Annotated in this window: 2 protein-coding genes; one reads left to right on the top strand and one right to left on the bottom strand. The window is 64.6% G+C overall.

Annotation, left to right across the window (positions count from 1 at the left end; all coding sequences use genetic code 11):
* Window positions 1-438: GNAT family N-acetyltransferase (locus tag FJ980_RS33545; RefSeq protein WP_246676699.1), on the top strand; the 438-nt coding region annotated here is incomplete at its 5' end.
* A 21-nt stretch (window positions 439-459) separates the two neighbouring features.
* Here the strand turns inward: FJ980_RS33545 and zapE are convergent.
* Window positions 460-1,103 (bottom strand): cell division protein ZapE (zapE, locus tag FJ980_RS33540; protein WP_140547657.1); only part of this gene is annotated, 644 nt, incomplete at its 5' end.

The following is a 1,103-nucleotide window of genomic DNA, read 5'->3' as shown; positions in this document are numbered from 1 at the left end:
ATCTACACGATGAAGATGGAGATCGTAAGACTTGATGCCGGCAATGACGCCCTTGTGATGCGGGTCGCCGAGGATGTGTTCGACGAACCGGTCAGGCCAGATCGATTGGCAGTCTATCTCAGGGAACCCGGCCACTTCATGGTCGTGGCGCTCGCCGACGGCGTGACCGTCGGTCAATGCGCCGCCATCATTCACCGTCATCCCGACAAGGCGACGGAGCTCTACATCGACGAGGTCGGCGTATCGCCGGCCTTCCAGCGCCAGGGCATCGCGCGAAAGATGCTCGACGCGATGTTTGCGATCGGCAGGGAGAATGGCTGCGAAGAAGCCTGGGTCGGCACCGAGCCGGACAACCGTGCCGCCCGCGCGCTTTACGAGTCGCGCGAGGAGACGCACGAGTCAGCAGAGAGCTTCCTCATGTATGTTTATCAACTGTAGCGAGGCTGACAGGAGTTCGGCCTATCTTCGTCCTAGGGTGCGCGCTTCGCTTTGCGTCGCTCCGCCCTGGGACGAAGGCGGCGTAGCCGGCGCCTGCCGCGCCTCCGGCGTCGTCTTCGCCTTCCGCCGCTCCGCCCAATCCTCCAGCCAGTCGCGGCTCTGCATCTCGATCAGCCGCGAAGCCGTGCGTTCGAACTCGAACACCTCGACGCCGCGCTTGGCCACATAGAGTTGCTGCGGCGGCGCTTCCGCGCTTACCACCAGCCTGATGTGATGGTCGTAGAGCGTGTCGACCAGCAGGATGAAGCGCTTGGCCTCGTTGCGCCGGCCTTCACCCAGCACCGGAATGTGGTCGATAAAGATGGTCGAGAAGCGGTCGGCAAGGGCCAGATAGTCGCGCGCGCCGAGTGGCTTCTCGCACAGATCGGCGAAGGAAAAACGCGCCGCGTCGCCGGCGGCGCGCGGAACGGCCAGCTGCCGGCCCTTGACGGCAAGCAACGTCTCGGCCGTCGGCGCGCCGCGCGTCATCGTTTGCCAAGCCGCGTCCATCGCCTCATCGGCCGCCGCATCGGTGGGCGTGACATAGACCGGCGTACGGGCAAGCTTTTCCAGCCGATAGTCCTTGTCGGCATCGAGCGAGAGCACCTGCGCGTGCCGTTCCAATA

The sequence above is a fragment of the Mesorhizobium sp. B1-1-5 genome (assembly GCF_006443065.1).
In the GTDB taxonomy this organism is placed as follows: Bacteria; Pseudomonadota; Alphaproteobacteria; order Rhizobiales; family Rhizobiaceae; genus Mesorhizobium.
Note: the sequence above shows the minus strand (reverse complement) of the source record. Positions and strands in the feature narration are given on the sequence as shown.